The 7897-nt window shown below is 67.2% G+C and carries 8 protein-coding genes; 3 read left to right on the forward strand and 5 right to left on the reverse strand.

The annotated features are described in order from the left end of the window. Positions 1–245: 245 nt before the first annotated feature. From AC1DHD_RS11635 to AC1DHD_RS11645, 3 genes are all read right to left on the reverse strand, one after another. The gene (locus AC1DHD_RS11635) at positions 246–1019 is read right to left on the reverse strand and encodes a GAF and ANTAR domain-containing protein (RefSeq protein ID WP_476879866.1); all 774 of its coding nucleotides are present in this window, start codon (positions 1017–1019) and stop codon (positions 246–248) included. 105 nt (positions 1020–1124) lie between these two features. After that, positions 1125–1706 (reverse strand): orotate phosphoribosyltransferase, encoded by a 582-nt coding sequence (gene pyrE, locus AC1DHD_RS11640; protein ID WP_476879867.1) that lies wholly within the window; start codon positions 1704–1706, stop codon positions 1125–1127. Between the two features lie 68 nt (positions 1707–1774). Further along, positions 1775–3184 (reverse strand): FAD-dependent oxidoreductase, encoded by a 1410-nt coding sequence (locus AC1DHD_RS11645; protein WP_476879868.1) that lies wholly within the window; start codon positions 3182–3184, stop codon positions 1775–1777. Between the two features lie 92 nt (positions 3185–3276). Between AC1DHD_RS11645 and nadE the strand changes: the two genes are divergently transcribed. Continuing rightward, positions 3277–4101, forward strand: coding sequence for an ammonia-dependent NAD(+) synthetase (gene nadE, locus AC1DHD_RS11650; RefSeq protein WP_476879869.1), 825 nt, complete (start codon positions 3277–3279; stop codon positions 4099–4101). Between the two features lie 60 nt (positions 4102–4161). Here the strand turns inward: nadE and AC1DHD_RS11655 are convergent, their stop codons facing one another. After that, complete coding sequence (locus AC1DHD_RS11655) at positions 4162–5139, reverse strand: plastocyanin/azurin family copper-binding protein (RefSeq protein WP_476879870.1); 978 nt, start codon at positions 5137–5139, stop codon at positions 4162–4164. A 327-nt stretch (positions 5140–5466) separates the two neighbouring features. Next, the gene (locus tag AC1DHD_RS11660; protein WP_476879871.1) at positions 5467–6240 is read right to left on the reverse strand and encodes an IclR family transcriptional regulator; all 774 of its coding nucleotides are present in this window, start codon (positions 6238–6240) and stop codon (positions 5467–5469) included. Positions 6241–6468: 228 nt separating this feature from the next. On the opposite strand from AC1DHD_RS11660, the gene AC1DHD_RS11665 reads away from it, so the two are divergent. Both AC1DHD_RS11665 and AC1DHD_RS11670 read left to right on the forward strand, forming a co-directional pair. Then, positions 6469–7185 carry a CoA transferase subunit A gene (locus AC1DHD_RS11665; RefSeq protein WP_476879872.1) on the forward strand — a complete coding sequence of 239 codons (717 nt, stop codon included), beginning with the start codon at positions 6469–6471 and terminating at the stop codon, positions 7183–7185. A gap of 44 nt (positions 7186–7229) precedes the next feature. Then, positions 7230–7897 (forward strand): CoA transferase subunit B (locus AC1DHD_RS11670; protein ID WP_476879873.1); only part of this gene is annotated, 668 nt, incomplete at its 3' end.

A 7897-nucleotide genomic window follows, 5' to 3' on the forward strand; every position in this document is an offset into this window, starting at 1 on the left:
CGAGGTCAACGCGGATGTGGGAGGTGAAACCCATGCGGCGGATGCGCTGGATCAACAGCATCAGGGCCGGGCGTGATTTCTGGTTGAGGCTGCCGCGGACATCAATCCGGATGACGTCTGAGTCGACGTCGAGCTTGACTTGGGCGTTAAGAGACTGGTCCATAGGTACTCCAAATAAAGTGTCTATGGCCGACGGCTCAACCGTCCTCAGACTAACTGCAGGCCGGAGCGGGCACAAGTCCCGGCTAGCCGGCGGCTTGTTTCCCGGGTTCCTGGAAATGGGTCCGTGTGGCCACGCCGCCCACGGACTCCACCAGCGAGGTGGCGATGTCGCGAAGCTTGACGTTGCCGTGGCTCGACGCGTCGGTGAGGATACGGACAGCGGTCTCCTGGTCGCAGCGGTTCTGCGCCATAACAATGCCGATGGCCATGTCGATCACAGTCCGCGATTCGAGGGTGGCCCGCAGGTTGGTGGCACTGTCCGTGTGCAGGGAGAACCGGACGGCCATCCGCAGCGCCTGGGAGATCTGCCGGGTGTAGTCACGGGCGCGCTCGGCGACGTTGCCGTCGAATTTGCGCGGCACATCCGAGTACAGGTTCAGGGCGGCCTGGGCTTCGCCCTGCAGGTGGAAAGGCACCGAAAGGACCGAGCGGAGCCCGTGCGAGGCCACGGCGGTGGCGTAGTCCGGTCCCCAGCGGTCTTCCTCGAAAAGGTCAGGAACGTAAACTTCCCGTTCCTCCTGCGCGGCGGTCAGGCACGGGCCCTGCGCGAGCCGGTACTGGATTTCGTCGACCTCCCGGGCGGACTCGCTGCTCCAGCCGATGGTTGCCGCTTTGCGGTCGCGCAGCAACGTGATGCCGCAGAGCGCGTCATCGCCTTCGCCGGCCACCTGGTGCGCCGAGAACCGTGCGAGATCGTTGAGGAACTCCTCGAAGTCCGTGCTGTCGAGGATAAGGTTCTGGACCTGGTCCGCGGTGCTGACGGAGAGGGGGCCCGGGTATTCCTGGGGCGGAAGCATAGAGCAGTTCTCCAGCTGAGGGTACAGATGTACCGAGTGAGGTTTTGAAGAAATGATAAGTCACCGCGGAAATACCGTCCACATATGTACGCGGAAGGCGAACTGCTAGTTCAGGCCCAACTCATCCTTGCCGAACGCGAAGAGGTAGGGGACGCCGGCTTCGGTTTCGATTTTCTCCTTGGCACCGGTGTCGCGGTCCACAATCACTGCGACGGCGACGACGTTGCCGCCCGCCTTGCGGACGCCCTCGACGGCGGTCAGCGCGGAGCCGCCCGTGGTGGACGTGTCTTCCAGGACCAGGACGTTGCGCCCCTCGACGGAGGGGCCCTCCACCTGGCGGCCCATGCCGTACGACTTCTGGGCCTTGCGGACCACGAAGGCGTCCACGGTGCGGCCGGCGTCGACGGCGGCGTGCATCACGGCGGTGCCCACGGGGTCCGCCCCCATGGTGAGTCCGCCGGCGCACTCGAAGTCGATGCCGGCGTCGGCCATCAGGGACAGCATGACCTGGCCCACCAGCTTGGAGGCCTCGTGGTGCAGGGTGATGCGCCGCAGGTCGATGTAGTAATCGGCCTCGGCGCCGCTGGAGAGGGTGACCTTGCCGCGGACGACGGCCAGCTCCTTGATCAGTTCCAGGAGGCGGGCGCGGGCGGCAGCGGCGTCGGCCGCGAAGTCACTGGTGGTCATGGGGAACAGTTTAGTAGGAGGCCGGGGGCGGATTCCCAGCCGGAACCCTCTATGTCGCCGGGCTCCGGTCAGGAGGCCGACCGGCTTCCCGTCCGCCCCCGGCGGAAGYGGCCGACGGCGGGGGCGTGCGTCGCCAGGGCCGGGCCCGGCGCGTCCGGGCCCGGGCGTTGGGTCGGGTACGGCCCCGGTTCCGTGGGCGCTTCCCGTACGCCCTGCAGACCCGGGGTACCCGTGGCGACCGGGCGTTGCGGTGCGCGCCGGGCGAACGCCGGCGCGTGTTCGGGCCGTGGCCCGAACGCGATGAACCGGGGAATGATGGTGYGGACCGCCGGCACGTGCCGGGCGACGAACAGCGCCGCCGCCGGGACCGTGGACCGTTTCCCGGTAATGATCGGGCCGAAGACGGCGCGGTGCAGCAGGCGCTGGACGCCCTGCACGACGACGGTGGGCAGCCGCCGCCTCTGCTCCACTTTCTTCAGCTCCCCGGCAGTCACCCTGCCGCGGAGGAGGGCCGGGGCCAGGATGTCCGCCGCCGCCACGGCATCCTGGATGGCGAGGTTGATGCCCACCCCGCCGGCCGGGGACATGGCGTGGGCGGCATCGCCGATGCAAAGCAGCCCGTTGATGTGCCACGATTGCAGCCGGTCGAGACGGACGTCCAGCCAGTGCAGGTCGTCAAGGGACGCAATGGTGTCTAGCCGGCCGGCGAGGTCCGGACGCAGCCTGGCGATCCGGCGTCGGAAGCCCTCGACACCCTCGGCGCGGATCCGGGCATCCGCGGCCTTCGGCGCGAGGTAGCCCAGCTGGTAGTAATCGTTGCGGGTCAGCGCCACCAGCGCCTCACCCGGCCCGAACGCCGGGACCAGGCCGGCCACCACGCCTTCTTCGGCGGGATAGCGCGGAAGCCGGAACCACCAGGTATCAAACGGCACCGGGAACTGTTTGGTGGCCAGGCCGGCGGCGTCACGCAGCACAGAATGCCGGCCGTCCGTGGCAACCACCAGGTCGGCCCGGAGTTCGTCCTGCGTGCCGTCGGGCCCGCGGAACCGGACGCCGCGGACCCGGCCACCGTCACGGATCAGGCCCGTGGCCGTGTGGCTCATGAGCAGCTTGAACCCGGGTTCCTCTGCGGCCGCCGCGGCAAGGAAGTTCAGGAAATCCCACTGCGGCATCATGGCCACATAGTTGTACGGCGCCCGCAGGGACCCGAAGTCGCCCATCGTTACCGGCCGCCCGCCGGCGACGGGGAACACCACACTGTTCAGCCGGCTCTGCGGCAGCCGCCGGAACTCCTCGCCCAGGCCAAGTTCGTCGATCAGCCTGATGGTTGACGGGTGCACTGTGTCGCCGCGGAAGTCGCGCAGGAAATCCGCGTGCTTCTCCAGGACGGTTACCTGCACGCCGGCCCGGGCCAGGAGCAGGCCCAGCATCATTCCGGCCGGGCCGCCGCCGGCCACCACGCATCCCGTCGTCTCCATGCCCATACGGTACGCCTGCCGCGGTGCCCGCGGGAGGGGTACGGGCCTGCAACAGTTGAGCGTTGTTGACACCGCTGGCTAGGCTGAGGTTCATGCGCGAACTCCAGGCGAAAATCATCGAGGAAATGGGCGTCCAGCCCCGGATCGACCCCGCCGGGGAGGTGCGCAAACGCGTGGCCTTCCTCAAGGAGTACCTCAAGGCGAGCCACACCAAGGGCTTTGTCCTGGGCATCTCCGGCGGCCTCGATTCCTCACTGGCTGGCCGGCTTGCCCAGCTGGCCGTCGAGGAGCTCGATGCCGAGGGCATGGAGGCCAACTTTGTGGCTGTGCGGCTTCCCTACGGCGTGCAGCATGACGAGGATGACGCCCAGGCGGCCCTGGACTTTATCCAGGCCAAAACGGAGTGGACGTTCAACATCTCGGCCGCCGTCGACGGCTTCGAGGACGAATTCGAAAAGACCGTGGGCAACGGGATTTCCGACTTCCACAAGGGCAACACCAAAGCGCGCACCCGCATGATCGCGCAGTACGCCCTGGCCGGGGAACACAACTACCTGGTGATCGGCACCGACCATGGCGCCGAATCCGTCACCGGCTTCTTCACCAAATACGGCGACGGCGGCGCGGATATCCTGCCGCTGTTCGGCCTGAACAAGCGCCAGAACCGGGCCCTCCTGGCCGAACTCGGCGCCCCTGCACGCATCTGGGAAAAAGTCCCGACGGCAGACCTCCTCGACGGCCAGCCCGGCCGGACCGACGAGGACGAACTTGGCCTGAGCTATGACACCATCGACGACTACCTCGAGGGCCGCGAGATCCCGGACGCCGCGGCGGAGCTGATCGAGCAGAAGTACCTGCGGACCCGGCACAAGCGCACCGTCCCGGTCACGATCTTCGACACGTGGTGGAAGCAGTAGGCAGTCCGCAGGCATCCCGCCCGGTCAGTGCCCGGTGCCGTCACTGACCGGTTGCTGCCGTCAGTCACGGACCTCCACGGTGCCCACCATGCCCATAAAGTCGTGCAGGCCGCAGATGTAGTCGAACTCCCCGGCTTTGGTGAAGGTCACGGTGAACTTGCTGTGCGGCGGCAGGATCCCGGAGTTCAGGTCACCGCCRCCGAACCTGGCGGGGTTGCCCCGCGGGACGGCCACGTTCGCGGGTTCCTTGCCGAACGTCACGGTATGCGGGGCGCCCATGCCGTTGTTCACGAACGTCACCTTCTCACCCACCCGGATTTCGATCCGGGGCTGGATGAAGCGCATCACCATGGACGTGCCATTGTCCGTCCCGGCGATCACAGTGTGCTTGCCCGCCTGGTCCCGCGCGGCGTCCCAGGCCTCGCGTCCGTCCCGCAGGATGGCCCGGGCCCGTTTGTCCGCCTGGTGGTCATATGCCGACTGGTCGAACGGATAGTCGGTACCGGCTGCCMGGACATGCACGGTCCCCTTCATGGCCATCCCGTGGACCAGGCAGTAATAGGTGAAATTGCCTTTGCGCGGGAAGCCGAGGCTGTATTCCGTGACCGCCTTGAAACCGCTGTCTGAGACGTTGGACATCACACCCGAGTTGAAATACGAGTGCCCGTCATAGGACTTCCCGCCGCGCTGATAGATATTCTGCGGCAGCGAGGGGTTGAACGGTTGGGTCGAGCGCAGGGACTGGCCCTTCGCAAGGAAGGTCACGGTGTGGATCTCTGCGGAGTTGGCCTCCCAGGTGACCGTGTCGCCGGCGTTGATGTAGATGTTTGAGGGCAGGAAAGCCATGCCCTGAATGGCCTGGCTTGAGGATTCAGACCCGACCTGGACCGTCCACGTCTCGGGGGAATCGTCGTCGCCGGCGACGGCGGCGCCGCTGACTGCCAGCGGCAGCACGAGGGCGGCCGTGAAAGCGATAAGGAGGCGCACCAGCCGCGGCATGCCGCGCAGTTCTGGGCGCAATTTTGCTGGGAGAGCCATGGGACTCATTCCTTGGTAGCTGGGAGCTTGCGGCCGGGGATCCGGCCCTTTGGGCGCTTCGGCGCGGCCTACTGCGGCGCCGGTTCGCTCCGGCGTGGACTGCGTCCGCCGCGCTCTTCTCCTGCTCCCGGTCCCCAGCACCACGGCGGGGAAGTAGTTTTTTGGGTCAGACACGCCACCCGGACAGGGGTAATGGGTGAGGTCTTTGTGTGCAGCTACGGCTGCATTTTCCATCGTGCTCCGCAGCCGCCCGTTTGTCGAGACGGCCGTACACGCCGACGTGTCGAGGCGCCGAGGCCCGGCGTTGACGCGGGTGGTCCGCGCCGCTCAGGAGCCCTGCAATTGCACCGAAATCCGGTGCGCCTCCTCCATCAGCAGCCGGCCCAGATGCGCGCGCCGGTCCGCACGGAACCGCGGTTCAATGCCGGTCAGGGACAGGGCCCATGCCGGACGCCCGCGCTGGTCAAACACGGCAGCACCCATCCCCCAACTGCCCTCCAGCACCAGGCCCGGGTTCACCGAGTAACCCGCCTGCCGCGTTGATTCCAGGTTGGCCCGGACCAGTGCCGGGCTGTGGGCAGCGGCGAACGCCCCGGCGTGGGCGGCCCAGCCGGCCAGCAACTCCTCCTGCTCCTCCGGCGGCAGGAACGCCATGATGGCGGTCCCGGCGGAGGCCACGCCCAGCGGAAAACGCACGCCCTCGTGCAGTACGAAGGAGCGCACCGGAAAACTGCCCTCTTCCCGGAGGAGGCACACGGTCTCGGCGCCGCGGCGGATGGAGAAGAACGCGCTCTCGCCCGTTTCCTCCGCCAGCCGGCGCAGGCTGGGGCGGGCAATGTCCTCGAGCGGGAAGCGGGCCGAGGCCACCGAGCCCATCAGCAGGATTTCCGGGCCAAGGACCCAGTTGCCGCTGTGCTGGTCCTGGTCCAGCAGGCCCTCGGCGGCGAGCGAGGTCAGCAGCCGGTGGGCGGTGGGCCGGGTGAGCCCCGATTCGCGGACCAGCTCTACCAATGGAGCCCCCTCCGGTTTCCGGCCGACGATCCTCAACAGCGCCGCGGCCCGGCTTACCACCTGGGCGCCCTGCACGGGGGCGGAGTTCATTTTGGCCTTCCAGTTCGGCGACACCGGCTAATCATCCATATTGTGGACACTGCCCAGCGTAGCGTCCACACTGTAGAAATGCAGCAAAAATGCACCAATTGCCCGGGTTTCTCGGCGTTGACAGTGCTCCACGCCACACCATAGGCTCCTTCTTCAGACGAACAGTCCACAAAGTGGATTAGGGCAGCGCACCCCGCCGCCCACCCGGAGCTCAATGAGGAGATGACTATGTCAAAGGTGAAATCCAGCCCGGCGGCCGCACTGCAGGACGTGCTGCGGGACGGCATGACACTGGCGGTGGGCGGGTTCGGCCTTAGCGGGATCCCGGCTGACCTGATCGAGGCGGTTCGCGATTCGGGCGTCAAGGACCTCACCGTCGTCTCCAACAACATGGGCGTGGACGGAAAGGGCCTCGGCGTGCTCATTGAGGCCGGCCAGGTCCGGAAGGTGATCGCCTCCTACGTCGGGGAGAACAAGCTCTTCGCCGAGCAATACCTCGCCGGCAAGCTGGAGGTGGAGTTCACGCCGCAGGGAACCCTCGCCGAGCGGCTCCGTGCCGGCGGCGCCGGCATCCCGGCGTTCTACACCAAAACCGGCGTCGGCACCCTTGTCGCCGAAGGCAAACCGCTGGCAGAGTTCGACGGCGAGACGTACGTCCAGGAACGAGCCATCAAGGCCGACGTCGCCCTGGTCCACGCCCACACGGCCGACACCGACGGCAACCTCATCTACCGCTACACCGCACAGAACTTCAACCCGGTGGTGGCCACCGCCGGAACCGTCACCGTCGCTGAAGCCGAGGTGATCGTCGAGCCCGGCCAGCTGGACCCGAACCACATCGTCACCCCCGGCGTGTTCATCCAGCGGCTGGTGCAGGCCAGCGGCCGGGTCAAAGACATCGAACAGCGCACCGTCCGGCCCCGCGCCGAGGCAGCGGCCGTCTAGCCCTGCCAGGCGCCACCAACCACCACTTTTTCAGGAGAATCACCATGGCTTGGAATCGGAACGAAATGGCTGCCATCGCGGCCGAAGAACTCAACGACGGCGACTACGTCAACCTCGGCATCGGCATCCCCACGCTCGTAGCCAACAACCTGCGCGAAGGCGTCCGGGTGGTGCTGCAGAGCGAGAACGGCCTGCTCGGCATGGGCCCGTTCCCTTACGAGGGCGATGAGGATGCCGACCTGATCAACGCCGGCAAGCAGACCGTCACGGTCCTGCCCGGCGGCAGCATCTTCGACTCCGCCACCTCCTTCGGCATGATCCGCGGCGGCCACGTCAAGGTCGCCATCCTGGGCGCCATGCAGGTCTCCGGCGCCGGGGACCTCGCCAACTGGACCATCCCCGGCAAGATGGTCAAGGGCATGGGCGGCGCGATGGACCTCGTCGCCGGCACCCCGCGTGTTGTAGTCCTCACCGAACACAACGCCAAGGACGGCACCGCCAAGATCGTCAAGGAATGCACCCTGCCGCTGACCGGCCTGAGCTGCGTGGACCGCATCATCAGTGACCTGGCCGTCTTCGACCTCGCGAGGCCCAAGGAAGCCGACGGCAGCCGCCGGCTCGTGCTGACCCGGCTCGCCCCCGGCGTCACCGTGGAGGAGATCCGCGAAAAGACCGAGGCGGAGTTCGACGTCGATCCTTCCCTGGAAGACAC

This window comes from Arthrobacter sp. 05L45_2, from assembly GCF_056397525.1.